This window comes from Fibrobacter sp. HC4, assembly GCF_023373925.1.
In the GTDB taxonomy this organism is placed as follows: Bacteria; Fibrobacterota; Fibrobacteria; order Fibrobacterales; family Fibrobacteraceae; genus Fibrobacter.
In genome coordinates, this window is sequence record NZ_JALCZV010000014.1 from 1 (window position 1) to 26,637 (window position 26,637).

Annotated in this window: 22 protein-coding genes, 2 tRNA genes and 1 pseudogene; 9 read left to right on the forward strand and 16 right to left on the reverse strand. The window is 52.3% G+C overall.

All coding sequences use genetic code 11. The features are described from left to right. The 4 genes and pseudogenes from MMG03_RS10050 to MMG03_RS10060 all read left to right on the forward strand — a co-directional run. Window positions 1–223: pseudogene (locus MMG03_RS10050) on the forward strand (hypothetical protein); the annotation flags it as partial. Between the two features lie 540 nt (window positions 224–763). Next, a complete protein-coding gene (locus tag MMG03_RS16300; protein ID WP_369077391.1) occupies window positions 764–1,009 on the forward strand; it encodes an IS3 family transposase in 246 nt (81 codons plus the stop codon). Continuing rightward, complete coding sequence (locus MMG03_RS10055; RefSeq protein ID WP_249506191.1) at window positions 981–1,385, forward strand: integrase core domain-containing protein; 405 nt, start codon at window positions 981–983, stop codon at window positions 1,383–1,385. The genes MMG03_RS16300 and MMG03_RS10055 overlap by 29 nt, the downstream gene beginning before the upstream one ends. A gap of 151 nt (window positions 1,386–1,536) precedes the next feature. Then, window positions 1,537–2,247, forward strand: a complete 711-nt coding sequence (locus MMG03_RS10060; protein WP_073287181.1) for a hypothetical protein — start codon at window positions 1,537–1,539, stop codon at window positions 2,245–2,247. A 51-nt stretch (window positions 2,248–2,298) separates the two neighbouring features. Here MMG03_RS10060 and MMG03_RS10065 read toward each other — a convergent pair whose 3' ends face one another. The 4 genes from MMG03_RS10065 to MMG03_RS10080 form a co-directional block, all read right to left on the reverse strand. Continuing rightward, window positions 2,299–2,982 carry a sugar transferase gene (locus tag MMG03_RS10065; RefSeq protein WP_112132508.1) on the reverse strand — a complete coding sequence of 228 codons (684 nt, stop codon included), beginning with the start codon at window positions 2,980–2,982 and terminating at the stop codon, window positions 2,299–2,301. Next, entirely contained in the window at window positions 2,972–4,237 is a 1,266-nt protein-coding gene (locus MMG03_RS10070) for a DegT/DnrJ/EryC1/StrS aminotransferase family protein (protein ID WP_249506192.1), read from the reverse strand. Before MMG03_RS10070 ends, MMG03_RS10065 begins: the two co-directional genes overlap by 11 nt. A gap of 175 nt (window positions 4,238–4,412) precedes the next feature. Continuing rightward, window positions 4,413–4,486, reverse strand: a tRNA-Pro gene (locus MMG03_RS10075). Window positions 4,487–4,535: 49 nt separating this feature from the next. Then, window positions 4,536–4,608: transfer RNA gene (locus MMG03_RS10080), tRNA-Lys, on the reverse strand. Between the two features lie 74 nt (window positions 4,609–4,682). Here MMG03_RS10080 and MMG03_RS10085 point away from each other — a divergent pair. Continuing rightward, complete coding sequence (locus tag MMG03_RS10085) at window positions 4,683–5,693, forward strand: PorV/PorQ family protein (RefSeq protein ID WP_073161429.1); 1,011 nt, start codon at window positions 4,683–4,685, stop codon at window positions 5,691–5,693. A 25-nt stretch (window positions 5,694–5,718) separates the two neighbouring features. Further along, window positions 5,719–6,504, forward strand: a complete 786-nt coding sequence (locus MMG03_RS10090; RefSeq protein WP_249506193.1) for a hypothetical protein — start codon at window positions 5,719–5,721, stop codon at window positions 6,502–6,504. On the opposite strand, the gene MMG03_RS10095 is transcribed toward MMG03_RS10090, so the two are convergent. The 5 genes from MMG03_RS10095 to MMG03_RS10115 are packed head-to-tail and all read right to left on the reverse strand — an operon-like array spanning window position 6,485 to window position 10,478. Further along, the gene (locus tag MMG03_RS10095) at window positions 6,485–6,934 is read right to left on the reverse strand and encodes a hypothetical protein (RefSeq protein WP_073161427.1); all 450 of its coding nucleotides are present in this window, start codon (window positions 6,932–6,934) and stop codon (window positions 6,485–6,487) included. The genes MMG03_RS10090 and MMG03_RS10095 overlap by 20 nt on opposite strands. Continuing rightward, window positions 6,931–8,691, reverse strand: a complete 1,761-nt coding sequence (locus MMG03_RS10100) for a c-type cytochrome (protein WP_249506194.1) — start codon at window positions 8,689–8,691, stop codon at window positions 6,931–6,933. The genes MMG03_RS10095 and MMG03_RS10100 overlap by 4 nt, the downstream gene beginning before the upstream one ends. Further along, complete coding sequence (locus tag MMG03_RS10105) at window positions 8,691–9,572, reverse strand: 4Fe-4S dicluster domain-containing protein (protein WP_249506195.1); 882 nt, start codon at window positions 9,570–9,572, stop codon at window positions 8,691–8,693. The genes MMG03_RS10100 and MMG03_RS10105 overlap by 1 nt, the downstream gene beginning before the upstream one ends. Window positions 9,573–9,576: 4 nt before the next feature. Continuing rightward, window positions 9,577–10,110, reverse strand: a complete 534-nt coding sequence (locus MMG03_RS10110; RefSeq protein ID WP_073161425.1) for a cytochrome c3 family protein — start codon at window positions 10,108–10,110, stop codon at window positions 9,577–9,579. Beyond that, window positions 10,107–10,478 carry a hypothetical protein gene (locus tag MMG03_RS10115; RefSeq protein WP_073237955.1) on the reverse strand — a complete coding sequence of 124 codons (372 nt, stop codon included), beginning with the start codon at window positions 10,476–10,478 and terminating at the stop codon, window positions 10,107–10,109. Before MMG03_RS10115 ends, MMG03_RS10110 begins: the two co-directional genes overlap by 4 nt. A gap of 35 nt (window positions 10,479–10,513) precedes the next feature. On the opposite strand from MMG03_RS10115, the gene MMG03_RS10120 reads away from it, so the two are divergent. Together MMG03_RS10120 and ligA are read left to right on the forward strand one after the other, a co-directional pair. Continuing rightward, window positions 10,514–11,068, forward strand: a complete 555-nt coding sequence (locus tag MMG03_RS10120) for a manganese efflux pump (protein WP_101478991.1) — start codon at window positions 10,514–10,516, stop codon at window positions 11,066–11,068. Window positions 11,069–11,116: 48 nt separating this feature from the next. After that, window positions 11,117–13,279: an NAD-dependent DNA ligase LigA gene (ligA, locus tag MMG03_RS10125; RefSeq protein ID WP_249506196.1), complete on the forward strand. Its 2,163-nt coding sequence runs from the start codon at window positions 11,117–11,119 to the stop codon at window positions 13,277–13,279. A gap of 8 nt (window positions 13,280–13,287) precedes the next feature. Here the strand turns inward: ligA and MMG03_RS10130 are convergent, their stop codons facing one another. The 7 genes from MMG03_RS10130 to rplU all read right to left on the reverse strand — a co-directional run bounded on the left by MMG03_RS10130 (window position 13,288) and on the right by rplU (window position 23,567). Further along, on the reverse strand, window positions 13,288–15,372 hold the full coding sequence (locus MMG03_RS10130; protein ID WP_112132501.1) for an FISUMP domain-containing protein: 2,085 nt from the start codon (window positions 15,370–15,372) through the stop codon (window positions 13,288–13,290). A 138-nt stretch (window positions 15,373–15,510) separates the two neighbouring features. After that, window positions 15,511–17,481, reverse strand: a complete 1,971-nt coding sequence (locus MMG03_RS10135; RefSeq protein WP_073237945.1) for a glycoside hydrolase family 5 protein — start codon at window positions 17,479–17,481, stop codon at window positions 15,511–15,513. A gap of 290 nt (window positions 17,482–17,771) precedes the next feature. After that, the gene (gdhA, locus tag MMG03_RS10140; protein ID WP_073161419.1) at window positions 17,772–19,121 is read right to left on the reverse strand and encodes an NADP-specific glutamate dehydrogenase; all 1,350 of its coding nucleotides are present in this window, start codon (window positions 19,119–19,121) and stop codon (window positions 17,772–17,774) included. 377 nt (window positions 19,122–19,498) lie between these two features. Beyond that, window positions 19,499–20,287, reverse strand: coding sequence for an inositol monophosphatase family protein (locus MMG03_RS10145; protein WP_101478989.1), 789 nt, complete (start codon window positions 20,285–20,287; stop codon window positions 19,499–19,501). A gap of 30 nt (window positions 20,288–20,317) precedes the next feature. Continuing rightward, window positions 20,318–22,687 (reverse strand): hypothetical protein, encoded by a 2,370-nt coding sequence (locus tag MMG03_RS10150; protein ID WP_249506197.1) that lies wholly within the window; start codon window positions 22,685–22,687, stop codon window positions 20,318–20,320. Window positions 22,688–22,817: 130 nt separating this feature from the next. Further along, a complete protein-coding gene (gene rpmA, locus MMG03_RS10155; RefSeq protein WP_073161417.1) occupies window positions 22,818–23,078 on the reverse strand; it encodes a 50S ribosomal protein L27 in 261 nt (86 codons plus the stop codon). Window positions 23,079–23,081: 3 nt separating this feature from the next. Further along, window positions 23,082–23,567, reverse strand: coding sequence for a 50S ribosomal protein L21 (gene rplU, locus MMG03_RS10160; RefSeq protein WP_073161416.1), 486 nt, complete (start codon window positions 23,565–23,567; stop codon window positions 23,082–23,084). A 216-nt stretch (window positions 23,568–23,783) separates the two neighbouring features. Here rplU and MMG03_RS10165 point away from each other — a divergent pair, with 216 nt between their 5' ends. After that, window positions 23,784–26,633, forward strand: coding sequence for a glycoside hydrolase family 2 protein (locus tag MMG03_RS10165; protein WP_249506198.1), 2,850 nt, complete (start codon window positions 23,784–23,786; stop codon window positions 26,631–26,633). Window positions 26,634–26,637 lie beyond the last annotated feature (4 nt).

Genomic DNA, 26,637 nt, shown 5'->3' on the forward strand with positions numbered 1-26,637 from the left:
TCGCAATGACCCAGTCGCAAAGAAGGCTTATATGACTCTCGAACAGGAACTGAACATTCGCTACAAGAAGGGACTTGAGAAGGGTCGAGCAGAAACACGGGGCGAAGAAAAGGTGGCTGTCGCGCGTAGGATGCTTGCTAAGGGAATGTCCATTGCGGAAATCGTTGAATTAGTCGCAATTTCCGAAGCAGAAGTTCTTGGACTGCAGAAAGAAATGCAGTGATTTTGACATCTAGATCCTTCAACTCCGCCTACGGCTGCGTTCAGGATGACACTCTGAAAAAGGCTGGTGGTTTTTGAACCATCAGCTTTTATTATATAGTTAGCGCTTGTTGTCCTGCTTTAAACCATTTTTTAGGGGTTATACCCCTCCGTCTACATAATTTGGCAGCCCAAAAGTGTGATTTGCCATAGGATTTAATCCAATGCACTATCCCGCGCAAGGGATACCCCTTGGGACGCAATCCTATGCACCATCCCGTGCGATGAATTCGCCTTCGGATTCAATCCCACGCACTATCCCGTGCAATGAATTTGCCTTGGGACGCAATCCTAAGCACTTTCCGCTTTTGGGGATACCCCTTCGGATGCAATCCGGTGCCCTTCCCCACTTTTTAGCTACCAATTTGTACAGCAAATGCCTCAAATTTTACTCATTTGTTCAGCTACAAGCGTAAAAATCATAAAAAAAAGCCTAATTTGCGGCCATTGACTGCGATTTAAGAACCAGGTTATTTTTCACCGTGGAAGTTAAAATTATGCCATTTATGAATACAGGAAACAGAACAACCTCCCGACTTACGAGGAAGAACGGCGGCAGCGTGAAGCAGACCTCGTGCAAACAGTCCGCAGCGTATTTGAGGAGTACTTCTGCATCTACGGCTGCACAAAGCTCCTGAGGGAACTTAACGACCGTTCCGTAGATATTAACGAGTACAAACTACGCCGTATCATGCGCGAGACCGGGCAAGAGCGACGGGATGTATGCGGAGAACTTGCTACAACGTAATTTCGCACCGTTCGGCCTGAACCAGTACTGGTGTGGCGATATCACGTATATCCGCACGAACCTTGGCTGGGTCTATCTGGCCGTAGTTAATCGCGGCACGCAGTACAGCAGTCGCGGGTATCGTAATTTGCTTAATGACTTTGGCATAGAGCCTTCTATGAGCGCGCCGGGCAGCCCGTACGACAACGCCGCGATGGAGAGCTTGTTCGCCAGCTTGAAGAAGCAACAAGTCCATCATAGATCCTATGCCGATATTGATGAGGTCAGGGAGGACCTGTTCAAGTACATCGAACTGTTCTACAATCGCAAACGCTTGCATAGCAGCCTAGGGTATATGAGTCCGATTGCATATCGCTTGCAGAAACTTTGTGCTTAAGATGTAACTGTCGATACGAAAAAAAATGTATATTTATATCTTCAACTAATGAATATGGTTTATGAGAAACCCTCTATTAAAAAATCAACAAGTCCAGTTTATCGGTGGTATTGGTCTTTCTGTTCTGTACAATATTTTCTAGTGAATGTGCATGAATAACCTACTTAGAACGATCATCTTAACGTTTCTGATTCCCTGCGCGTTGTTTGCGCAGGTGTTACCTGGTGAACAAGAGGAACTGGCAGAAGAAACAATACAGGACGAACCATCGCATCGCATTGATTATTTTAGCCCGAATGCGTGGGTGCTTTTAGGTTTTGGCTGGAGATATACGCTAGACGGCGATACGGTCTCGACGACAAAAGAAATAAATAATATTTTAGAGCAAAATGAATATTCCAGCGGGTATTTGACTAAATCCAAAATAATGGGGTATTCTGCCGCGACTTTAGCTATTGGCGGGCTTGCTTTTTTGCTTTCTGTTGCCTTGACTGCACCTCTTTGGATTGATACAGATAGGGAATCGACTCCTGAATGGGTGACGAAAACTGGAAACGCGATTATCGCGTCTATCCCTCTAGATTGGTTGCTGCTGTATGAATCTAATCGGTATTATCAGATGTCTATAGATAGCTACACGCTTGGTGGCGATGTAATGGTAGGGAATGAAACAAACCAGAAATCGATAAGAACTTCCAAGATAATGAATTACGTTGGTATCGCAATGACTTTGGGTACGGTTTTACTTTTGGATGTGGGTTTGAATAAAAAATCTAATGATGATTCTAGCGCTAATCTGTATTTTGCAGGAGCGGCGTTTTTGATACCGCTGGATTGGTTTGTCCTCGCACTTTCTCATTAGTTATAAAGTTCGCCCGGCACATCACGAAGATGGCCGGACATTTTTAGTTTACTACATCTCGGCGATGAGTTTTTTGGCTAGGGCCTGGCCTTCGTCGTATTGGGCTTGAGTCAGGCGGCCACTTGCCAGCAGGTAATCGCCCAGGTCGGTGGCGGTATCGCAGTTTTCTTCGGTAATGTCGCTGCGCTTGATGAAGGCCTTGTTGAGAGTGGTCAAGATAATCTTGACATCCCCCATAAAGGTGATTTTCTTGATGTATTCAAGGTCGTAATCGATTTTAGCTTCCCAGGTAATGGCATTGCGGCCGCTAATCTGGGCCAGGCCGCTAAGGCCCTGGCGCACGGTGTGGCGTTTGCGCTGTTCCGGAGTCATAAAGACCATGTCGCGAACCAGCTGGGGCCTGGGGCCGATTACAGCCATGTCACCCTTGAGAATGTTGAAGAGTTCCGGCAATTCATCGAGGCTGGTACTGCGCAAGAACTTGCCGTACTTGGTCAGGCGAACGTCATCGGGGAGCAGTTTTCCATCCTTGTCCTTGGCATTGGTCATGGTGCGGAACTTGACCAGCTTAAAGATGCGTTCGTCCTTACCCGGGCGGGGCTGGGTAAAGAAGGGATTGCCCCCCATCTTGATCGCACCGAGGATCGTAAGAGCCACAAGCACCGGGCTCAGGCAGATGATGGCAGCCAGGGCACAGAAGAAGTCGATTAGACGTTTGAAACAATTAGCGTACATCAAAGCAATCCCTGATAGTTGCGATGATGGCATCCTGCTGTTCGGGGGTCATCTTGTTGTCGCTGGGCAGGCACAGGCCACGTTCAAAGATGTCGGCACCCACGTCTTCGATGCTACCGGCAATGTAGGCATTGGTGCGGGCACGGCCATTACCCTGGGCGGTAATGAAGGCATGGCTGCGGTAGATGGGCTGCATGTGCATGGGTTTCCAGATGGGGCGGCCTTCTGCATTCATGGCGGCAATCTTTTCAAGGATTTCGGTGGGGCAACTCTTGCCCGCTTCATGAACATACAGGGCGTCGGTTTCACCACGGACCTGCTTGCACATGGCTTCCTTATCGATAATCATGCAGCTGAGCCAGAAGTTGGGTTCGCTACAGGATTCGTAGGGGTTCATCTGAACGGGCAATCCCTTGAAACCTTCCTTGTAGCGCATGTATATGGCCTTTTTCTGGGCGATGTGTTCTTCAAGGTAAGGCATCTGTCCACGGACAACACCGGCAATCACATTGCTCATGCGATAGTTGAAGCCCACTTCTTCGTGCTGATACCAGCTGGCAGCTTCGCGGCTCTGGGTACTCCACTTGCGGACCTTGTCAGCGTCTTCCTTGCTGTTGGTCAGGAACATACCGCCAGCACTTCCGGTAATGATCTTGTTTCCGTTAAAACTGATGGCGTTAAAGTCACCAAAATTACCGGTTTGCGTTCCCTTATAGCTGGCCCCAAAACTTTCGGCAGCATCTTCGATCATCAGCGCACCGTGTTTTGCGCAGATGGCGCGGATTTCATCTACCTTGGCCGGGGTTCCGTACAGGTGAACCAAGACAACCAGGCGGACTTCGGGATAAATTTCAAAGGCCTTTTCCAGGGCCACCGGATCCATGTTCCAGGTATCCCGTTCGGTATCGATAAACACGGCTTCGCCATTTTCGTAGGCGATGGGGTTCACGGTAGCGTCGAAAGTCATGTCGCTGCAGAAAACCTTGCGACCTTTCAGGGAGCCCTCGCCCACCTTGGGCATTCCGTAAAGGGCTTCGCCGGCCAGCTTTGCACAAAGGTGAAGGGCGGCGGTACCGGCACTCAGGGCAACGGCATACTTGCAGCCAACCTTTTCGGCTACAAGGCGTTCCACCTCGTTAATGTTTGCGCCAACGGTACTCATCCAGTTGGTTTCGTAAGCTTCCTGAACGTACTTGATTTCGTCACCATGCATGGTGGGGCTAGACAGCCAGACTTTCTTTTCGAACTTTGTCATAGTGCGCCAAATCTAGCATAAAAAAGGACCCCATAAAGGGGTCCATTTGTATCGGAGTAGCCAGATGGCCAAAATGTTCGCTTCGCTCTCGACAATTTCAATCGAACTGATTCGTCCGTCTCTTACTGACTGCACAAATACAAGAAAGGCACCCCTAGGGGGTGCCTTTCTTGTATCGGGGTAGCCAGATTCGAACTGACGACATTCTGCTCCCAAAGCAGACGCTCTACCAGGCTGAGCTACACCCCGATTATTTAAAAGAAAAGACCGATTCCGATTACTCGAAACCGGCCTTTCCTGAGCTACGAAGGGCTCGAACCTTCGACCCACGCCTTAAAAGGGCGTTGCTCTACCAACTGAGCTAGTAGCCCGAGTGAGACCAAATATATTAAAGGTTTCCCGTTTTGTAAAGACAGACCTTGGAATTTATTTATAAATTTAGACCATGACTTCCAGATTCTCTTTACCCGTACTGGCATTGGCCGTTGCAATTCCGTCTAGTAGCTTCGCCTATTTTACCCAGGGCGACGCGGGTCAAGAGGTCTTCTCCTTCATAAACACCTTCGACAGCCCCCGCAATGCGGCTCTCGAAAAGTCGGCGGGCGCCCTGCCCTCTACCGACCCTTCTATCGTACAGATCAACCCGGCTTCGGTCAGGCTCCCAGAGGGCAAGAACCACGTTGTGGCCGCCCATTGGCAAACAGGCGACCTGGCCGAAAATCAGGGTAGCCTTTATTATACAGGGCATTACGACAAGTATATTTTCCAGGTTTCCTACAACTGGCTGGATTACGGCACCATCGACGGTTACGACGAACTGGGCGAAGCCACCCATATAGAATACAAGCCTTTTAGCCAGTTGATTACCGCCTCTATTTCGTTCCCCCTCAAGCATTTTAGCTTCGGCGCAACGGCGAAGGTGGCCACCGACAAGCTGGCCGAAGAGGCTGGCGACCGTATGGCTGTCGGTGCGGCATTCGACTGGGGTGTTACCTGGCAATCCGACTCCAAGCGCTGGGGGTTTGCCGTTATGGCCAGGGACTTCGGCTCCCTGCTCCGCGACTATGTCGATGACGGCGAGAACGAATACTACCCCATGTCCCAGACTTTTGCCGTGTCCACCTACTTTAGGCCCAAGTCACTCCCCCGCCTTACGGTTTTTGCCGACAGCGACTTCCCCCGCTATCAAGAGGCGTTCCTGAGTCTGGGTGGCGAATACGCCCTGGGCCAGAGTTTCGCAGTCCGAGTGGGTTTTGAACGCGCCTGGCTAGACCTGATCCGCGACGCCAAGGAACTGATGGCATCCGAGAGCCGCCCCGACGAAACTCAGAATGCCCACATGGTTAGCGCAGGTCTGGGCTACAATGCCAACCTGTTCTCCCTGGACTACAGCTTCTCTTACCTGGCCGAGAGCCTTGGCATCGAACACCGCCTTGGCCTCCGCGTGAATTTCTAGCCCCGCATTTTTCGGCAGTTGACCCATGCGACAGTTCGACGTTTTTGTCTTTGATGAACCTGGCGAAGATTTCGACCGTTGGGCTCCCCCTTTTACAGACCCGGCCCTGGGCTGGTTCCATACCGACCGCTGGAACGGCGACCTAGAAAAGCTGGAAGCCGAGTGGATCGTATTCGCCCACCCTTCCATCAAGATCGACCGAGATTTCTTGAACGAGTTGGCCATCGAGACCGACAGCTTCCCCATGGTAGACGCCTTCGCCCCCCGCATAAAGGCCCGTGACCATTTCTTTGGCGGACTGGCCGTAGATGGCAGCCGCGGGTTCAGCCCCATCGGCGAAGAAGAGGAACTGCGCTACGTGGCGGCCCCCATCCCCCTGATCGGCGTTTTCTCTAGGCGCATTATCCAGCGTACCGGACTTTTCGACTTGACATTGCCCAAGGAATTCAGGCTCATGGATTATAGTTTGCGCATGGCCCATGCCGGAGGCAAGATGTTCAGCGTCCCCTATCTGGTGGCCCACGCCAACGAAAATGATTTGGGAGAAGCAACAGGTACGTCTAACGATTTATTCAAGGTTATAGACGGGGAATTCTTAAAGGCAGAGTCCAGCGTTCATCCGCTGTGGAACGTGCTTTACACGACGCTCCCCGTAAGCAACTTGATGAAGTTTACCGCATGCCACCCCACCACGGTTCTGGACTTTTTCAAGACCCGCGAACTGAAGATCAAGCGAGACAAGGCCACAGCCCTGAGCAAGCTGACTGAAAAGCATTTAAGGGATATTTCAGCTAAAAGAAAATCCAGATAGCGATCCAGAAGACCATCAGGCAGAATTCCATTTCTCTAGAGATTCTAGAGAGCAGGGTGCTGCAGAAGGTCATCCCAACAAGCGCTATAATACGGGTCCAGGCCACATCCATCCCGCGGTAGTACAACGAGATCCCACCGAACAGTTCGATCCAGCACCACAGCCCTTGAGCCAGCACCAGATAGCGGCGGCGGTACTTGGGCAGCGACGTTGTAGAAAAGCAGAGGCACAGGCCCATCATGCGGAAGGGGTACATTTCTCCGGCCGGGCCCAGGCTTCCGTCAAAGGCGAAGAAGGAGAACAGGCAGAACAGCAAGAGGGCGAAGGCCAGCAGCAGGCCGTTCTTGTAGAATCCGGAATTCTTGCGCCAGAGGAAAGTGGCGCAGCCCAGAATAAAGACGCAAGCCAAGGCATTGGGCAAGGTTGTCATGGAGCCTCCTTGTCCGAGGGTTCAACGGCGGCCTTTTGTTCCGCCAGCTGTTTCATGTAGGCGGCCAGGGCGTGGGCGTCAGCCTGGGTCATACGATTTCCAAAGGCGTTCATGTTGTTGCGCCCGTTCATGATAACCGCGGTCAGGGAATCCAGGCCCAGGGAATCGATGCGGGCCAGGTCCAGCTTTTGAGGCACGGGGTAATATTCACGAACAAACTTCTGGTTGAAATTTCCATCGGCGCCGTGGCATGTGGCGCAGCGGGAATTCCACAGCAGCACAGGGTTGTGGCTGTTGGCCGAAACGCTTAAGGGTTTGTCGTCAGAAACGCTTGCCGCCGTAGAGGAGCCGCCTCCATAAAGCATTCCCCCTAGGAGCGCCACAATCATGATCATCAAGGTTAGCAGTACCTTCCCGCGAACCCCAAAATTCGGGAAAACCCGGTTTTCACGTACAAACTTAAGGCAGAGCAAAAAGGTGGTCACCAGGGCCACGATGGGGTACAGCACAGGGATCACATTTACAAAGCCTGCCCCGGCGCTTACGAAGACTTCCTGGTCAAAGCTCCAGACGCAGAACAGGACCGCCGACAGGATGCCCACCAGCAGCGGCATCCGGAGCATCTTGAATTCCACGGTTGTCCAGGGGACTTTGTAGCTGTTGTCTTCTTCGATTTCGGGCGTTTCGTTCTGGGCCAGCTCGCTGCCGTCCACTTCGCCAAAGTAGGCGCTGTCTACAGCAATGTAGGAGTCCAGCTTTTTACGCAGGCGGAAGAACATCAAGATGAACAGCCCCACAGAGAACGACATGAGGCCGTAATCGGCCCAGTGCAGAATTCCATCCCGGGTGTTCATGGAGGGGATCAGCAGGTAGAGGCGTTCCGCAAACAGTCCAAAGAGAATGCAGAAGTTCACCAGGGCTCGCAAGGTCCTGTTATCGCGAATGGCTTCCACCCAAAGCAGCTGGGGAATCACGCCGGCAAGGATTACAGCGGGCAGGCAGATTTCACCCTTCTGCAAGAAATCCCAGAACCAGATGACGATCAAGGTCCAGGAACAGCAGAGCATCAGGCGTTCCAGCAGACGCACGCGATAGCCTTCGGCCCAGAGCAGCGCATTCACAAGAGCCAGCCCCGAGTAGATGGCCCCCGCAATAAAGTACATGGGGAAGAACGCCCCCTGCCACTGGGGAACGAAGGTGGTGGCAAAGTCTAGGCTTACGATGGTATGCACCCACAGCACCAGGGGGAACAGCAGCCAGGCCAGAGGGCGGCGGAGTTTCGCCAGGGCGGGAACCACGTTGCTTTTTAAATGGGTAAAGAAGAAGACCAGCGACAGGGTGCCGTAAACGGCGATGCAGCAGAAATCCCAGACCAGGGGCGAACGCAGGTTGGCAAAGTTTCCGCGGGCATCGGCAAAGGGGGCCACCATATAAAAGTTTTCCATAACGCCCAGGTGCATCAGGGGGAACAGCGCCGCAATCACCAGGCTGCAGAGTGTCGAAAGCTCCGCAATCACTGCGGTGCGGCGGTCCATGCGCACGCCCAGCGCCAAGAAGATGGCAGAGATCAGCGTACCCGCGTGGGCAAGGCCGATCCAGAAAACGAACAATGCGATGGGCGTTCCCCAGAAGGTGTTGCCATCGGTGGCCCACGCTGCGGGGCCTTCGTAAAGGGTATAGCCCAAGGCGGCAAGCCCAGGCAAGAACAGCACCAGGCCCACGTAGAACAAGATTTTCTGGATAGTCCAACCCTGCACTAGCGCTTCCCCATCATGTAGACAACAGACGGACCAAAGGCAGCCAGTTCCTTGGGCGCATACAGTTGACGGTTTCGGGTGGCCTCAACCAGGGGCGACTTTTCGTCTAGCCAGTTTCCGAAAACGATCGCCCCCTTGGGGCAGGCTTCGGCGCAGGCGGTCTTTACACCGCGACCAAGCCATTCACCGCCATTGGGCAAAAGGGCGGCCTCGGTCTTGAAGCGGGCGCGGTCATCTTGAAGGCGATGGAGGCAAAGGCTGCATTTTTCCATGACGCCTTTTTCGCGGAGGGGAACCTGAGAATTGAACTGGTGAGCCAGTCCCATTTTCTGAGCATCGTTAAAGTTGAACTTGCGGGCATGCATGGGGCAGTTGGCTCCGCAAAAACGGGAGCCGGCGCAACGCTTGTACATCATGGCGCTAACGCCGTCGGGTGTGTGGTTGGCGGCTCCTGTGGGGCAAACTTTTTCGCAGGGTGCGTCCTCGCAGTGGGCGCACATAAAGGGGGCGGCTCCGTGTGGTTCGATCCAATGCATAAAGCGACCGGCGGCGGCTTCTTCGTCGGTTACCAGCGGCACATTATTCTCTAGGTTGCAAGCCAGAATGCATTTGCCGCAACCGTCGCAGGCATCCAGGTCGATGGCCATGCCAAAGCGGTTGACGTGGGAGGCTCCGGCGACCTTCAATGAGCCGGGCGCATTGACTCGCACCAGGTTCAAACTTTCCTTGGCCTTCGAAAGGGCCAGCTTGACTTCGTCCTGGAATCGCTTTAGGCTGGGGGCCGAAGGAGTCTCCCCCACAAAGGGAATCTTGCGGCAGCCAAACAGCAGGCCGGCCGCAGCCATCAGAGAACATGCCTTAATGAATTCACGACGGTTCATAAAATTACCTATGGCATGCGGCGCAGTAAGTGGCCGCCTTCTTGAATTGGCGATCCTGGAATGTTTCGCCCCGATGGCACTGCAGGCAAGACTTCATGTCGAACTTTTCGCCGCCGTAGTTGTTGCGGGCGACACCCCCATGGCAATCGGCACATTTTACGCCGGCGGCATTATGGACGCCGTGATGGAACACCACATGTTCCGGCAGCTTGGGGACCACCTTCCAGGGTTCTTCGGGAGCCTTGGCCAAAACTTCATCCAGCTTTTCGATGCCTTCGCTTTCGGTTAAAGGCAGGCGGTGGCAATCCATGCAGTCCCTCTTAGAAGGCAGCAGGGCCCGCCCACCGGAACGGGATCCGCTATGGCAGGCGGCACAGTCCATGCCGATGGAGTCACCATGAAGCTGATGATCGAAGGGAATTGCGTTGTCTTTAAAGTTTGCGTTTCCTACCCGAGAATCCACAGGGCTCTGGCTCCAAAGGAAATCCCCAAGCAAGAAGGCACAGACAATAGCAAATGCCAAGCCCAGAAACTTCATTTGGGCCTCGTCTGGTCATCGGGATTCTTTAGCAGGTACAGAAGCCAGGCCGTCATCATCTTGGCCTGGGGCTCGGTCAGGGGCGTAATGTCCATGGCAGGCCATTCGTCGGGGTGCTTGGGCGTGGGGTGCATCAAGTACTGCACCAGTTCCTGGGGGTTAGACTCGTATTGGGCGGCGTTGTCGTGCATGGGAGGGGCGGCAAACTTTCGGGCCCAACGATGACAGCCCTTGCACTCGTCATCGAAAAACTCACGGGCGTTGGTCTTAAGTTCCGGGGTTACTTCGGGCAAGGCAAAATCAAGAGCGAACAGGCCGCTCACCAGCACAAACACACCGACTAAAAACTTAAAACGAACTCCCATCATAAAGTGAAATATACCATTTTTCTATTTTTTGTCTTATGGGTATTATCGAAATCATCGTTATCGCCATTGTAGAAGCCATGGATTGCTTCGCGGTTTCCATCGCTACGGGTTTAAGCAAGACAGGGATCCCCTATTCCAGGGCATTACTTCAATCTATTTCCTTTGGAGTTTTCCAGGGCGGCATGACCTTGCTGGGGTATTTCCTGGGCAACTTTGCAGAACGTTGGTTCAGCTCCATCGGCACCCCCATCGCCTGCACCATCCTCTGCGTTCTGGGCGGCCGCATGATCTGGGGCGCAGTCCGTGGTAGCGACGAGGCGGCAGAGACCAGCGCCAAGAACCTGAGCGTCGCCAACATTTTGCTCATGTCCGTCGCCACAAGCATCGACGCCTTTGCCGTGGGAATTTCATTCGCCTTTATTAACGCCAACATGGTGTTCGCCACTTCGGCAATCGCCGTGGCCAGTTTTATGATGGGAGTTATCGGTTACGAAATCGGCCGCCGTGCCGCAAAGCAGTTCAAGACCAAGATTCCCGAGATTATTGCAGGAATCATCCTCATTGGCATCGGCGTAAAAATGTTATTCTAAATATGGGTTAATCAGTTCAGGAACGCATACTTTAAAAACAGGGTTTATATGGATCAGAAGGAAATTGACCGCAGCCGATATTTTGAACTGAAGACTCAGTTGGAAGAAGCCAGCCGCCTTTATTACAAGGAAGGCGTCTCCCCCATGAGCGACCAGGATTTTGACTTTGGCCTCAAGGAGATGGAAGCGCTTGAAAAGAAATATCCTGAACTGGGAAATTACAGCGGCCTGACCCGCAACGTGGGCAGCGACCTGACCAACGACTTTGCCAAAGTGACCCATGCCGTGCCGATGCTCAGTATCTCTAACGTGTACAGCGCCGAAGAGATGGCGGAATTCGTGGAAGCCGCCGAAAGAGGGCTGGAGGATTTAGGTGAGAGACGGGATTCAGACGAGAAGCAGGAAGCTAGTGCCTCAGACCTCAAGGCAGGAACCGCGAAGTGGATTTGTGAACGAAAGATCGATGGCGTCAGCCTTAGTGTGGTTTACGAAAATGGCCGCCTGAAGCAGGCCGTTACCCGCGGCGACGGCGCCCAGGGCGATGACGTCACCTTGAACGCCTTGACCATCGCCGACATTCCTGAATTTTTTGACGCCAAGAAGTTGAAACTGGATCCGTCAGAAATTCCCCAGGGAACATTCGAAGTCCGTGGTGAAGTCTATATGGAACGTGAGGCCTTTGACCGCCTGAACGAACAGCTGATCCTTGAAGGCAAGAAGATTTTCCAGAACTGCCGCAACACCGTTTCCGGTTCCTTGAAGCTGAAGAACGTCAGCGAATGCAAGACCCGCCCCATGCGCTTCTTTGCCTACCATATTCCCCAGAGCGGCAACGCCACCCATCAAGAAAACCTGGAACAGCTCAGGAAGTTGGGCTTTAACACCAACCAGTTCTGGACCGCCAACACCGCCGACGAAATCATGAAGATTTCAGAAGTGATTGGCGCCGACCGCGATAACCTCCCCTTCGATATCGACGGCATGGTGGTCAAGCTGAACAATCTAAACCAGCAGCGCGCATTGGGTACCACCAGCAAGAGCCCCCGCTGGGCCATCGCCTACAAGTTCAAGGCGGAACGTGCCTACACGCCCCTGCTTTCTGTAGAATTCCAGGTAGGGCGTACCGGTGCCGTCACCCCCGTCGCCAACCTGGCTCCAGTCCGTCTGGCAGGAACAACCGTCAAGCGCGCCACCCTCCACAACTTTGACGAAGTGGCTCGACTGGACCTCCACTTTGGCGATACCGTCGGTGTAGAAAAGGGCGGTGAAATCATCCCCAAGATTACCGACGTCAAAAAGGAATTGCGCCCCGAAGGAGCCCTCCCCGTAACCGCCCCTGCCAACTGCCCGGAATGTGGCACGCCCCTCACCCGCATCGAAGGCGAAGTGATTCTGCGCTGTGAAAACTTGCACTGCCAGGCTCAGGTACAATGTCTGTTCGAACACTTCGTTAGCCGCGAAGCCATGAACATCGAAAACCTGGGGCCCAGTCTTATCGCAAGTCTTATCGCCACCGGGAAAATCAAACGGATTCCCGACCTGTACCGCCTTACGCAAGAAGACCTGGAAAGCCAGGAACGTATGGCCAAGAAGAGCGCCAAGAACGTCTTCGACGCCATCCAGGCCAGCAAGGAACGCAGCCTCGAAAATCTGCTCCACGGTCTCGGCATCCGTTTCGTCGGACGTACCAGCGCCCGCAATTTCGCAAAGCATTTCCGCACGCTAGAAGCCATCCGCACCGCCCCCATGGAAGAACTGCTAAAAGTTCAGGACGCCGGACTAGTCATCGCCAATTCCGTATATGAATTTTTCCACAAGCCCATGTACACCGCCGAAATCGACGAGCTGGTGGAGCTGGGCTGCCCCACCGAATTCAAGGGAGTTATCAAGACTCTGTTCGCCGGGCAGACCGCAGTCATTACAGGAACATTGCCCACCATGGACCGCGACGAGGCCCGCAAACTTATCGAAGAGAATGGCGGCAAGGTCAGCGGATCTGTAAGCAAGAAGACCAGCTGGGTATTGGCAGGCGAAGCTGCAGGCAGCAAGCTTACCAAGGCAAATGAATTGGGAATCCCCGTCCACGACGAGGCCTGGCTGCTGGAACAGATTTCTGCAAACGATTCCAATGCCGATGGAGCCGCCGCAGAAAGTTCAGACAATAAAAAAGCCGAGCCCGCCAACTCTGGCGAACAGCTCAGCCTTTTCTAGAACATCAATTAAGGAGCTGCGGTTGCTGCAGGGGCAGCGGCCTTTGTCAGCTTGTTCTTGACGCACCTCAGGGAGAATGCTGCATTGTCGAAATCTTCGGCACTGGTAAAGTCATCCCTGTTGTTCACTAAGTACCAGTAGACTGCACCGAGGCCATCGCCACCGGCAGCGGTCCAGAAGTAAGTGCTGGATCCAAGCTCCATGTATTCGCCGTCAGACATACGGCTACCCGAAGGCAAGGCGTTAAAACCAGATGCAGCAGAAATCGGAGCGCCACCACGGGCCCAGAATTCCCTGTTCTTCAAGGCGGCTCCTACGCCACCCTTACGCTTGCTCAAGGCAAACTGCCCCAGTTCAATCCATTCTTCGTTGGTGGGAATATGCCAGCCATCGGGGCAGATACCCTGGTGTTCCTGGGTGATTCCGCCAGACATGGAATTGTCCACATAGTCAGCAGGCAAGCGCATGGCCACAGACCAGGGGTAAAGTCTGCCATAGGAACGGCAGCGAGAATCCTTGTCTTCGTAGCAGTAGCTGCCCGGAGCGGCAAACCTCAGGTTTTCGGACATCCAGATTGTACTTCCAACGGCAACGGTCCTGTACTTGTTTTCGTCGCGCTTATCCACAAAGGCGGTACTGTCGTAAAGTTCGTCATCGTCAGGCGGATCCATAATGCAACGCAGGTAGTAAGCCTCATCCTTGCGGGCCGTATCCAGAATGAAGTCGTCATCGTCAAAGCTCAGCTTGCGGACTTCCGCCCTCAAGGAATCAACTTCGGTTCCGCTCCAGAAGCCAGTCAAAGTACCGTTACCCTCAAAGGCCAGCGACGGAACCCAGGTCGGATCCACCACGCAGGAATCGGCGTAGACGGTATCGGCCGGAGACTTCTTGGTGGGGTCAGGCAAAATGGCCTTGATAACGCTGACGCAAGTTTCCTTAGGCTTGGTGTACTTGCACACGCCAAAGGCTTCGCCATTAAAGCCAAATCCATTTTCGCCCATCAGCGCATCTTCACTTTCGTCCCAACCAGTTCTAGAACGGAGGTTGGTACCCACGCCAACAGCTTCGTCGATATCCTTCAGGTAGGTGTTCAGTCGGGCAAAATCCAGAGACGTGGGGACGTGCCAGCCATTGGGGCAGATACCCTTGGGCTTACGCTTCGAAATAGAATCCTTACCCACAGACTGATTGAACTTCTGGTCCAGCTTTACCACACCGGCCCATGTATAGAGACGTCCATACTTCTGGCAATTTTCTTCCTTGTTGGCATAGCAATAGCTACCCGGAACCTTCACGTCCAAATTGTTAGCCATCCACACCTGATCACCAATATGAACGGTCTGGGTCTTGCGTCCCTGAATTTCCACCACCTTGGGTTCAACCTTAGGCACAGGAGGAGGCGGTTCCTTAATTTCATAGAGGCGGTCTTCTACGCAACGCACAGAGGCACCCGTTTCCTTGGTATCATAATTGCCTTCCATGGATCGGGAGTCATAGTAGATCCACCAGTTTCGCGCACCGCCGTCATCATATTCAGTAGAAGTCCAGAATACAGCGGAACGGCCCAGGTCAAAAAAGCGGCCTTCAAAATCACGTTCACCACCGGGCAGTGCATTAAAGCCAAACTCATCGGTTCCGCCAGGAATACGCAATTCCTTTTCCCAACTTTCGGTAGACTTGAGGCTCAAGGCCACACCGTCGCTCACGCCCTTCTTGGCCACGAAGAACTTCAGCTTTTTCCATTCCTTGTTAGAAGGAAGGTGCCAGCCCGTGGGGCAAATGTCGTGGATCTTGCCCTTCTTGTACTTGCCCACGAGTTTCTGGATGGAGTGGGAGTTGTAATAATCCACCAGCATCATGGCCATGGCCCAGTTATAAAGGCGGCCATACTTTTCACAATTGAAGTCCTTCTTTTCGTAGCAGACGCTTCCTCTTACGTTATAACGCAGATTCTCGGCCATCCAGCGCTGTTCGCCAATCTGGACCGTCTTATAGACACGTCCATCGCGATTATCCTGAACGTCAGGCATCTTTTCAACATGGGCAAAAGCCACGGAACACAAAAAAAGAACAAATACAACAAATAAATTCATAACAAACCCTCATTCTCCAATATAATAACATAACCTCCAATCAAATTAACGAAATAAAGCAATAGCATTGCCAATAAGTCCACAAGACAAAGGCCCCTGATCGCTCAGGGACCTTTTTTATGGGAGAAATCCAGGAACCTATTTCTTTATTCCGAAATCGCTGTCGCTCATGCCATAGAAGCGGATGTCGTCCAGCCAGATTTCCAGGTCTTCGTTAACCACTTCTCCGTAAGAGGAGCCGTTGCTAAACTGAAGGTTGAAAATGTCGTCGTTGTGGTCCAGCCATTCGGCACCGCTAATCTGCAAGTCAGACCATGCGCTTGCCACCCACTGGTCGAACCAGACCGTATACTGTTTCCATTCATCGGTCAAGTCGATTTCGGTACCGAAAGCACCCCAGGTATCGGCGCAGCAGGTATCGGCGTAATCGGTCTTCCAGTTGATCTTGAAGGAACCGGTACCCTTTGCCCAGAAGGTCATTGCCTTCAGATTCTTGAAGTCGAAGCGCTTTTTGTTATCGCTATCGAACTGAGTACCGAAACCAGCCCACGGGTAGGAATCGCCTTCCAGGTGGATCTTCACATAGAGACCGCGACCATCGTGACCATTCTTCGTGATCATCTGTTCGAAGTTGGTCTTTTCGTAGGAATTGGTGGTATCGGCAACCATGATTCCGGTGATAATGGTATCGCCAGATTCAATGGTCATATTGCTGGTGGGAATGCAGTAGGCATACCAGCTGGGGGCATCGGAAAGTTCGTCGCCCTTGGACTTGGCAACCTTAGCGGCGAGAGCGCTAACATGAATGGAATCGCCGTCGAAACCGTCAAAGTCGTCCAGCAGCACATAACCCAGAGTATCCAGATCCGGATAGACAGCGTCATCGAAAGTCATGGTGGGCTGCAGCAAGGCACGCATCAGGTAACTACGCCATTCGTCCTTGTTTTCGTCATACACGCCGAAGCCCGAGCTGAATTCCCAGTAGGCAGTTGCGAAGCCAAGGGAGTGGGCCAGGTAGGAGATGTAGGAAGTCCAGGTTTCGCGAGAGACAGAGTCTGCGGCTTCATAGGCGCCAAATTCACCCAGGTATACAGGAATATCATGCTTGTCAGACCAGTCCTTGATCTTGCTGAAAGCTGTCCTTACGGCTCTCTTCTGACCCGGAGTGGCACGCCATTCGGTACCCGTTTCGTACTTGGGATCCACAAAGTCTGCACCCTGGTGAGTGAAGTTAAACGGATCGTAGTAATGGAAGGTCACGATGATATTTTCAACGCCGGCAGGCAGAGAAAGAGCGGCTGCGGAGTTGTAGGAATTGTAGTTGTAGGTACCCACCATGATAACTCTGGCAGGATCAGCTTCGCGAACCACATTGATAATGGAAGCCACGACACTGTTCCACTTATCGTTGGTCAGCTTGCCGCGAGGTTCGTTCAAGGTTTCCACGACCAGGGAGTCGGGAGAATACTTGATCACGTTAGCCATCATCTGCTTGTACACGCTCAAGAGGCAAGGAGTTTCCTCGTCAGGATTCTCGTACATGGCATCCCAATGGTGGGTGTTGATTACAGCGATCATACCATTCTTGATCGTATGGTCTACAGCCCAGAAGACCTGCTTCATCCAATCTTCATCTACGACGCATTCTGCGCCTTCGCCAGTCACATGTTCTTCCCAACTTACAGGAATACGGATGTTCTTGAAACCGGAATCGGCCAAGGCCTTGAAATCCTTGGGCTTGATCGTTTCGCTCCAGTTGCTCTTGAACTGGGAATCGTCAAACCCCTTGAAGTTCGTATTGGGAGCTTCGAAAACGTTGCCCAGGTTAATACCTGCGCCCATGTCCTTGACCAGCTGATTTGCGCGGGCCTTCACTTCGTAAACGATGCTCGAAGAAGAAACTTCCTCATCCGTAGAATCCTTGACGCTAGAAGAAGACTCATCCTTGTCTTCATCCTTGGAATCAGAAGAAACCACCACATCGTCTTCGGAAGATGCAGAAGAAGAAGAATCGTCAGAGCAAGCTGACAGGCCGAATGCCAGAAGACCTGCAACCATACCGGTCATGCAAAACTTCATCTTGGATTCGAGATATTTTGAAATGTTCATACCAACCTCTTTCTTATGTACACCCATAATCTATTCCAATTCGGAATACAGGAAATCAACTAAGATGAAAAAGTTGTTTTCTCTTGTACACACCTCCGAAATGCAAAAAGGACTAGTCTTTTTCAACCAGTCCCTTTTGTGAGAGCGAGCGCTATCGGAGGTTCTTTACCTGCGATTTGCGCGAGCGGTCTTGACGTGAGCAAAAAGGACTGGTCTTTTCGACCAGTCCTTTTTGTGAGAGCGAGCGCTATCGGAGGTTCTTTACCTGCGATTTGCGCGAGCGGTCTTGTTTAGCAAGCGCCCTGCCACTTCATAGCGTCAGCAACCTTGAGGAAGCCAGCGATGTTTGCACCCATAACGAGGTTCTTCTTGTCGCCGTACTTTGCAGCAGCGGAAGAAGCAGCCTGGTAGATGGAGGTCATGATGCCATCGAGCTTAGCGTCGACTTCAGCGAAGGTCCAGGAGAGACGTTCGGAGTTCTGAGACATTTCGAGACCGGAGGTAGCAACGCCACCAGCGTTTGCAGCCTTAGCAGGTCCAAACAGAACGCCAGCCTTGAGGAAGGCTTCGATTGCTTCCGGAGTAGAAGGCATGTTAGCACCTTCAGCAACAGCCATCACGCCGTTAGCGATAAGAGCCTTTGCGGATTCTTCGTCGATTTCGTTCTGAGTTGCGCAGGGAAGAGCGATGTCGCACTTGACAGTCCAAACGCCCTTAGAACCTTCGTGGTATTCAGAACCCGGAACGCGCTTTGCGTATTCAGAGATACGGCCGCGTTCAACTTCCTTGATCTGCTGAACAACTTCAACCTTGATGCCGTTCGGGTCATAGATGTAGCCGTTGGAGTCAGAAACGGTGACAACCTTTGCACCGAGTTCCTGAGCCTTCTGGGTAGCGTAGATAGCAACGTTACCGGAACCGGAAATAACAACAGTCTTGCCAGCGAAAGAGGTGTTGGCGAGATCCTTCAGCATTTCGCGGGTGAAGTAGCAGAGGCCGTAACCGGTAGCTTCGGTACGAGCGAGAGAACCACCGTAGGAGAGACCCTTACCAGTGAGAACGCCAACGAATTCGTTGCGGATACGCTTGTACTGACCGAACATGTAACCGATTTCGCGAGCGCCAGTACCCTGGTCACCAGCCGGAACGTCGGTGTCAGCGCCGATGTGCTTGCAGAGTTCAGTCATGAAGGACTGGCAGAAGCGCATCACTTCGTTATCAGACTTGCCCTTGGGTTCGAAGTCGGAACCACCCTTGCCGCCACCCATGGGGAGAGTAGTGAGGGAGTTCTTGAAGATCTGTTCGAAGCCGAGGAACTTCAGCATGGAGAGAGTCACTTCGCCACGGAGACGGAGACCGCCCTTGTAAGGACCGATAGCGGAGTTGAACTGAACGCGGTAACCGCGGTTAACCTGAACGTTGCCCTTGTCATCCAGCCAAGGTACGCGGAAAGTGATCACGCGTTCCGGTTCGACGAGGCGGTCGATCACGCCGTTGGTTTCCCAGGACTTGTCCTGAGCGAGAACGGGGTCCAGGGATTCGAGGAATTCACGAACAGCCTGGTGGAAGAGAGCCTGGTCCGGATCGCGAGCGACGACCTTTTCATAGACGGACTTGAGGTAAGCATTCTGGATTGCCATAATATTATCTCCAATGAGAGTTGTTGTTTAGATAAAACTTTGTACCATCGAGTGGTATTTCTGTTACGGAAATAAAGATAACAAATAATGAAAAAAAACAAGTGGTACTGTACAAAAAACGTTCATTTCTTACATTTTTGTAAGTTAGTTTTTCAGCAGATTTTACAATTGCGTTTTTTGATTAAATTTAAAGGGTCATACTTCCAAAAACCTACATTTTTGTAAGCTCACTATTTTTACTCCAATTTGTAAACATAGTTTTACACTTCATTTTACGAAAAACGTCATCCCAACCCCCTTAAACAGACAAAAAGAGCCCCCTTTCGAGGGCTCTTCATTACAATTTTTGGAAAAAATCGGGCTCAGTCCGTCTAACTTTACTTGACCGTCTGAACAAGTACTTCGTGAAGCAGACCGTTGCTGAAAACAACCTGTTCCGCATCCACGAACTGCATTTCGGAACCGTCGATATGGGTAGAACGGCCACCGGCCTCTTCCACAAGAAGGGCGATAGCGGCAATATCCCAGGGATAGCTCATGGTCATCACGAAGCAATCCAGGCGGCCGCAAGCGGTAAAGCAACCTTCGATAACCGCAGAACCGAGACACTTCACACGTTCAAAGGCAACCGCCTCCGCCGCAAAGTTCTTGGAATTCTGGGCATTAATCTTCTGAGGATCGCCCACGTTGAAGTCGCCGTTGCTAACGATGGCATGAGTGGGATTGTCTTCGCGGCTCACATGCACGGGCTTGCCGTTCATGAAAGTTCCCTGGCCCTTGATAGCGGTGAACATCTCGCCCAGCTTGGGCAGGTTGACGCAGGCCACAAGAGGCTTACCCTCAAAGTGGAGCGCAATGGAAATACCCCACAGGGGGATCCCGCGGCTAAAGTTCACGGTTCCGTCTACCGGGTCGATAATCCAGCGGTAACGCGAATCGGAACCTTCAATAATACCCGCTTCCTCGGTACGGATAGAATGGGTGGGGAATGCGGCACGGAGGCCTTCCACAATAAGCTTTTCGCTAGTGACATCGGCAATAGTCACCACGTCCTTGGCCGACTTGTACTTGACGTCACCCAGATTGTTCTGCAGTTCCAGACAGACCTCCCCCGCCTTGCGGGCAAGTTCTTCGGCCACTTTCAAAAATTCAGAAACGTTTTCCATAGAAATCCAATGAATTATCCGGCCTACGGCTTACTCGGGGTAGGCACAGCAACGGAAACCAATCGACGAAGACTTATAGAAAGCCGAAGCTTCGCGATACATGGTCTTCTTCCCCGTCAGGAATACCACCTCGATATGGTCAGGGACATACTTCAGACTGCCACCCAAAGTCTCCAGCCACTTCTCGCCGCCTTTCTTGTACTCGCCATAGGGAGCATAGTCCACACCCACGGAATTGCCGTTGGAATCCTGAACATCAAAGAACTGCAAGGAATCCTTGAAGTCCTTCTTGGTCAGAATCTTGTACAGCATCCTGGAAGTGTCAGCCGTATACACCGTATCCACTCGAGTACCTTCGCGATAAAGGAACACGGAATCCGTCGTATATTCAGGGCGGGTATAGTAGGGGAAGCTGCGGTTGGTACACAGGGCCTGGGATTCCAGGTCGACGCCACCCATCTTCTTATAGCTGCTACCACGAACCACGACAGAGGTATCTTCGGAGCGACCCAGCACCCATTCCTGATACTGGCCAGGAAGGTCGAACACGCCCATGGGATTCACGCATCTAGAACTGCGCGTAGCAATAGATGCCGCAGACAAGGAATCGTTGGTCGCCACATTGCAATAGGAATAGAGGTAATCCACGACTCCATCGGAAGCATCTTCCACAACGCCGTAAGATAACGACCCACCAGAAAGGCAAACCAGTTCCCAGTCGCGTTCCTTGCACAGGCTCACCGTAAACCCGCTTGCAGAAATCGAGTTACAAGTCTCCAACGCTTCGGAATGAAGGACGTTCACCATGAATTCGCCGGAATCGTTACGGTGTTCATAACGTTCCATGCAGAAGACGCCGGTAGTGTCGGAAGCCTTCACCGCAATAAAGCCCTCGGGGCATTCCACCTGGCTAGCCAGTTCTCCCGGAGAGACCACAACTGTATCGACAAGGGCGATGGAACTGTAGCCAGACCTGTCCACAGCACGGATTCGCAGGATCAACGTATCGCCGGGAGACACCCAGCGGATCGTATCGGTAACGAATGCGGAAACGCCCTTGGCGCTTACTTCGTCAGCCACGATCTGCACGCTGTCACCGTCTATCTGGTAAAGCTTGTTGTACTGGCAGGTGTCATCCGGGCATTCATGCCTTTCCCACTTGTTGGCACTCTTGTTAAAGGTTTCAATTTCGTAGGTTTCAACGGTATCGTAGCACAGCAACATCAGGCAGTCCTTGGGCAAGGTCAGGACTGAATCCACATCGATATTATGATCTTCCTTCAGCGGGTCTACACTACGGCTCCAGAAAATGCGCAGGCGGTTATTGCTATCAAGGCGGGCCATGTTGGGGAACAGGGTATCCTTGAGAGTAAAGATTTTTGTAGGCATCAAGGGTGCAATGGAATCGGTGGTCGAGAAGTCATGCCAGGAACTTTCGGACATGTAATCGTTACCCGCATACTGGGCGTTGGCATCAAAGGCGGTAGACGCAATCTTGTACTTGCTTTCGGCTTGCAGGCCTTCAATCACCAAACTGAAAATATTCGAATCGGGTTCGTCTGCATTATACCCCTTGCCATCCTTGATCAAGAGGTGAAGACGGTTCTTGTTGGACTTTCGAACTTCCACAGATTCTTCCCACAGGGAATCACCATTGGAGAAGAAATGGGCATTACGCTTGTAGATTTCCTTGCCGGTAGAATCAACGCCATCAGGAGACTTGACCGTCACCTTGATTTTGGAAAGATCTTCATCCTGGTTTTCGGCATAGATGATAATGTTGTAGCCGGCAATCACGCCGCTCAAGTCGTTGGGGTCGTAATAGTCCGTCTGGTCTGTGGGTCGGGTCCACTTAAATTCCGCGCCCGTAGTCCACTTCGATTCAGGACGATCCAGCACAGAAAACAGAGGGGCGATATCATCCCGGAAATGAATATACACATGCTGTACCGAACCGGGACCGCCGCTGGTATACTCGCAATAGATGGCCACCATCAGGCTTTCGCGCTTCGATTCCCTGACACTTTCCAGAATGTCGCTTCCGGTAAGATCCACCGTATCGTAGAGAGCCTTGGTCTTCTTATACTCGATAACGGTATCGGCCCTGTCCAGCTCCTTGCTACCCACAGACCTGGTGGAGTCCTTCACAACCGTAGAATCGAACCACAGGTAAATCTTGGAAAGATCATCCTTGTCGATGGGATATTGATAACGGACCTGATAGCAGAAAGCCCCGCTGTCGGCAGAAGAGGCGCACTCCCTAAGGACAGTCAGTTCGGAAACTTCCCTGTTAAAAAGGTATTCAACCTCGCTATCATCATCGGAGCAAGCGACAAAAACGGAGCCCAAACAAGCAACCAGCAACGCAAAAACAGAAAAAGACAAAAATCTCTTGACCATAGAAGAAAAATTAGCAAAAAAAATAAGGCCACCCTTGCGGATGACCTTACTCAAAAGCATTTTAGCTTGTTTACTCAAAGATTCTAGGAAAGGCTCCAAGGGAAACCTTCGGGTTTCCCTTGCGTCTTAATTAGTTTTCTTCAGCGTAAACGGAAACCTTCTGACGCTTTGCATCGACGTATTCGAACTTCACGACGCCATCAATGAGGGAGAACAAGGTGAAATCCTTGCCCATGCCGACATTCTTGCCGTTGTGGAAGTGAGAACCGCGCTGACGGACGATGATGTTGCCAGCCTTGACAACTTCACCAGCATACTTCTTGACACCAAGATACTTGGCGTTAGAGTCGCGACCGTTACGAACAGAACCTTGACCTTTCTTATGTGCCATGGATTAAGCCTCCTTAGCCTTACGCAGAGAGTTCTTCTTGACCTTAGCAGGCTTCGGGAGACCCTGAGCGATCTTTTCCTTGCGAGTGAGGGGCTTGTTCTGAGCCTTCTGCTTAGCAAGGGCAGCCACGCGAGCGCGGTTGCGGGTAATAACTTGAGGTTCAACAGTTGCGGATTCTGCGCCGGAGCGAATTTCCGTTACGAGCACCTCGGTATAGCCCTGACGATGACCGTTACGACGTTCGTAACGAGTACGACGCTTCTTCTTGAACACGATAATGGTATCGTATTTGCCGTGGTCGAGAACTTCAACCTTGACGGAAGCATCATTCAGGACAGGGGTGCCGATTTGCACTTCTTTTCCTGCGAAAAGAAGAACGGACTTGAGCTCCAGTTCGGAACCAACAGCTGCGTCGAGGGTCGGAACCTTGTAGGTCTTGCCGAGTTCGACTTTATACTGGAAACCACCTGTTTCAACAATAGAATACATTTTGTAATCCTTTTTAAGTTGCTATTGGGACCACAAATTTAGCAACGCCGTCAAAAAAATTAAAGGGTTTATCCACAGAAAATGAACATATTTTTAAAAATTTGCGGTACCATCCCGAAAATCCCCCCTTTTTAGCCCCTCCTTCGCCTAACAATCGTTGTTCGCCGCCCATTATTTTCCTAACTTTGCCCCCGTATAACTATAAAGGACCCTCAAATGAGTAAGATAATGAGTCTAAATGGCGACTGGCAGATGCTCTGGGATACCGAAGACACCGGTATTTCCAACCGCTGGTACGCAACTTATCCGGCAAACACTGAAACTGTCCAGGTTCCCCACGTCTGGGAACGCGCATTCGACAAGTTTTTGATGTCCCAGGACTGCGCTTACTATTTCAAACGTTTCACCATCGAAGATGAAAAGCAGGTGACCAAGCGTATTTTCCTGCATTTCGACCGTATCGCAACTCATGCAACTGTCTGGCTGAACGGCAAGTTGCTGGGCACCCACTTCGGCGCCTACACTCCTTTCGAATTTGAAACCCAGAAGGCCCTGAAGATCGGCGAAGAAAACGTGCTCTGCGTACGCGTTGCCAACATGGGCGCCGCCAACAGCCGTATCGACTTCGGCCGCGAATCCAAGGAAGGCGCAGACGACCGTTTTGCCCATCCTAGCGAAATGCCCGTCGGCCTCCCCTGGAACCAGTACCCCTTTGGCGGTATCTATGGCGATGTAAGCCTGGTTCTCGGTACTGCAGCCTTCATTTCTGACGTTCACGTGGAACCGGACCTGGACCAGGACCGCATCGCCTGCGAAGTCAGCTTCAACAACCCCCGTGGCTTCCAGACCCGTCTCCGCGTTCTCATGAAGAATCCGGCAGGCGAAGTCTACGAACACTTCATCAATAACATCAAGCTGGACAAGGAAAACGCCACCCAGCGCTACGTGTTCGAAGTGAAGGAACTGAAGAGAGACAAGTTCCAGTGGAGCCCCGACCACCCCAACGTTTTCGCCATCGAATTCCAGATGGAAATCAAGGCCGCCAAGGAAAAGGACGGCAAGGAAATCAAGCGTCCCGAATATGCCTTCCCCGTCGTTCGCACCTTCGGCTTCCGCAAGTTCGACTGCCTTAAGGGCGACTATTACCTGAACGACCAGATTCTCAAGATCCAGGGCGTCAGCTACAACCAGCAGTGGAGCGAAGGCGGTCTCTGGACCGACAACAACCCCAAGTTGGAAAAGGACCTGATGGCCGTCAAGGAAGCAGGCTTCAACGCCATCCGTTCTTGCGGCGCACCTCTGACCGAGGCAGCCCTGAACATCTGCGACAAGATCGGTTTGATCGTCTTCCAGGAATTCCCCATCCACACCATGCGTTCCACCCCCCAGGGTCTGGAAATCGCCAAGAAGCTGATTAACGACCTGATCAAGGAACAGCACAACCACCCCTGTATCGGTGTGTGGGTCCTGGGTTCCGAAAACGGCACCTTCCTGCTGCAGAACGGCAACAAGATGCTGAACGCCATCGGCCCCGTAGACATGACCCGCCCGGTAATCAGCAACCTGAACAGTATCTACCTGGATAACGAAGGCAACTTCCGCAAGGATACCGGCAAGCTCCTGCCCGTTACCGTAGACCGCATTTCTGCTTACGCAACGCTCCGCGTGAACCCCCGCATGAGCCCCAGCGCCACCTACACCCACTACCTGGCCCACAGTTTCGACCGCGACAACGAAGAGCTGATGGTTCCGGATGCAGGTCTTGGCGACGCTCACTTCCAGGACGAAGAAGAAAACGTAGCACAGGATATCTCCAACAAGATGCTGGTGACCCTGAAGAACCACACCCTTCTTCCCAAGGATGCAACCACCATCAAGGGTCCCCGTTGCACCAAGAACCAGAAGGCCGTCAAGACTTTCGTCAAGTCCATCGAAAACTTTGTGGAAAGCGACCTTTCTGTATGGAAGTCTTACAGGGACTTCTGCAGCGACGTAAACGGCATTGGCCTCAAGAGCAAGCTGGACCAGGTCAGCGCCTTCCAGAGCAACCCCCAGATTTCCGGTTTCTTCCTGGATCAGTGGGCAGACTGCAGCACCGACTTCTGCGGTATCAATGACGAAAACCGCGTAAGCAAGGGCTTCGAAGATTTCACCAAGGAAATCACCACCCCCAGCCGCGCTCTTGTCAGCGAACTGGAACACGTGGTCGCCCCCCAGAGCGAAATCAGCTTCCAGATTACCCTCCTGAACAACAAGCGTCTCGAAGAAGTTTCTGTAGAAGTCAAGCTGCTGGACACCAAGGGCAAGGAAATTTCTAGCCAGACTATGGAACCGGAAGAACCGGCCGGCAAGACCAGCTTGACTCAGCTGGGCATCTGCACCATGATGGCCCCCCGCAATGAGGGCAAGTACCAGCTGCAGATTACCCTGCTGGACAACGGCAACACCATCCATACGTCTACAGAAGACTTGATCGTTATCGACCAGGCCGATGTACGTTCCGCCATGAAGAAGGTCTGCTTCCTGGACGAAAGCGAAGAATCCAGCGACGCACTGGCCGCACTCTCCGGCAAGGAACCCATCATCTTTACCGCAAACCTCAGCTCCTGGCCCGATGAAATTCTGGACAAGCTAATCGACGTGGTCAAGAACGGCGGCAAGACCTTGCTGCTTTCTGACATGACCCAGGACGACATCGACTTCCTGAACCAGAGCCACCATTTCGACAGCAACATTGAATCTCACTGGAGCACCGGTGCCAACGAAATGAGCCTCCACTACCTGCCCAAGGGTTCCGCCCTGGCATCCGTATTTGGAGAAACCGCAGTTCTGGACCACAACGCCGCAGCGGTTATGCCCAGCATTTCCCTGAACGAACTGCCCGGCGCACAGGTGTTCGCACGTTCCGTCTCCCTGAAGGAAGGCGAAGTGAAGACCGGTTGCGACCTGCAGCTCTACCCCTTCGGTAAGGGTAAGATCATGTTCAACCAGTTCAACGTCTTCGAAGGTCTTGAAACCAACGCCCTCGCCGACGCACTGTTCACCAAGATCGTGGAACTGCTGTAATAGC

Coding starts and splice junctions, on each gene's coding strand:
- MMG03_RS10055 (WP_249506191.1), top strand. CDS start 981: ATGTATGCGGAGAACTTGCTACAACGTAATTTCGCACCGTTCGGCCTG.
- MMG03_RS10060 (WP_073287181.1), top strand. CDS start 1,537: ATGAATAACCTACTTAGAACGATCATCTTAACGTTTCTGATTCCCTGC.
- MMG03_RS10065 (WP_112132508.1), bottom strand. CDS start 2,982: ATGTACGCTAATTGTTTCAAACGTCTAATCGACTTCTTCTGTGCCCTG.
- MMG03_RS10070 (WP_249506192.1), bottom strand. CDS start 4,237: ATGACAAAGTTCGAAAAGAAAGTCTGGCTGTCTAGCCCCACCATGCAT.
- MMG03_RS10085 (WP_073161429.1), top strand. CDS start 4,683: ATGACTTCCAGATTCTCTTTACCCGTACTGGCATTGGCCGTTGCAATT.
- MMG03_RS10090 (WP_249506193.1), top strand. CDS start 5,719: ATGCGACAGTTCGACGTTTTTGTCTTTGATGAACCTGGCGAAGATTTC.
- MMG03_RS10095 (WP_073161427.1), bottom strand. CDS start 6,934: ATGACAACCTTGCCCAATGCCTTGGCTTGCGTCTTTATTCTGGGCTGC.
- MMG03_RS10105 (WP_249506195.1), bottom strand. CDS start 9,572: ATGAACCGTCGTGAATTCATTAAGGCATGTTCTCTGATGGCTGCGGCC.
- MMG03_RS10110 (WP_073161425.1), bottom strand. CDS start 10,110: ATGAAGTTTCTGGGCTTGGCATTTGCTATTGTCTGTGCCTTCTTGCTT.
- MMG03_RS10115 (WP_073237955.1), bottom strand. CDS start 10,478: ATGATGGGAGTTCGTTTTAAGTTTTTAGTCGGTGTGTTTGTGCTGGTG.
- MMG03_RS10120 (WP_101478991.1), top strand. CDS start 10,514: ATGGGTATTATCGAAATCATCGTTATCGCCATTGTAGAAGCCATGGAT.
- ligA (WP_249506196.1), top strand. CDS start 11,117: ATGGATCAGAAGGAAATTGACCGCAGCCGATATTTTGAACTGAAGACT.
- MMG03_RS10130 (WP_112132501.1), bottom strand. CDS start 15,372: ATGAATTTATTTGTTGTATTTGTTCTTTTTTTGTGTTCCGTGGCTTTT.
- MMG03_RS10135 (WP_073237945.1), bottom strand. CDS start 17,481: ATGAACATTTCAAAATATCTCGAATCCAAGATGAAGTTTTGCATGACC.
- gdhA (WP_073161419.1), bottom strand. CDS start 19,121: ATGGCAATCCAGAATGCTTACCTCAAGTCCGTCTATGAAAAGGTCGTC.
- MMG03_RS10145 (WP_101478989.1), bottom strand. CDS start 20,287: ATGGAAAACGTTTCTGAATTTTTGAAAGTGGCCGAAGAACTTGCCCGC.
- MMG03_RS10150 (WP_249506197.1), bottom strand. CDS start 22,687: ATGGTCAAGAGATTTTTGTCTTTTTCTGTTTTTGCGTTGCTGGTTGCT.
- rpmA (WP_073161417.1), bottom strand. CDS start 23,078: ATGGCACATAAGAAAGGTCAAGGTTCTGTTCGTAACGGTCGCGACTCT.
- rplU (WP_073161416.1), bottom strand. CDS start 23,567: ATGTATTCTATTGTTGAAACAGGTGGTTTCCAGTATAAAGTCGAACTC.
- MMG03_RS10165 (WP_249506198.1), top strand. CDS start 23,784: ATGAGTAAGATAATGAGTCTAAATGGCGACTGGCAGATGCTCTGGGAT.